Genomic DNA, 441 nt, shown 5'->3' with positions numbered 1-441 from the left:
GCCCCGGACAACGCCGTCATGAAGCCGATCTTGATCGGCTCGCCGGTTTGGGCCGAAGCCGCGCCCGCGTTGAGCGCTGTCAGCGTCAGCCCCGCTGAGGTGCCCATCGCGCCTGCGCTCAGACCCTTTAGAATGTTCCTGCGTGTGGTCTCCATAGTCATGTCTTCCTCCTCTGTTAGTGGGCGTTCAACTTACGCCATAAACGTCGCGCGCCCGGTCTTTGCTGATGTAGCCGTTCTTGATATCGTCCCAGACCTGAGCTTCGTCGCGATCCGCCGGCTTGCCATAGCCGCCGCCATTGCCGGTCACGATGCGGATCACATCGTTCTGTTTCAGCTTACGGTTGGTCAGGACCGAAACCTTTTCGATCGACCCGTCCTCGCCTAAAATTTCGACGTAATTGGGCGTGCCCTGATTGCCGCCCTCCAGCGCCCATGGCGG

Annotated in this window: 1 protein-coding gene; it reads right to left on the bottom strand. The window is 60.5% G+C overall.

Features of this window, described 5'->3' with window-relative positions; genetic code table 11:
* Positions 1-186: 186 nt before the first annotated feature.
* On the bottom strand, positions 187-441 hold a 255-nt coding region (locus tag CEV33_RS00845; RefSeq protein WP_208620126.1), incomplete at its 5' end, for a hydantoinase B/oxoprolinase family protein.

Source organism: Brucella grignonensis (genome assembly GCF_002252505.1).
Lineage (GTDB): Bacteria > Pseudomonadota > Alphaproteobacteria > Rhizobiales > Rhizobiaceae > Brucella > Brucella grignonensis.
Note: the sequence above shows the minus strand (reverse complement) of the source record. Positions and strands in the feature narration are given on the sequence as shown.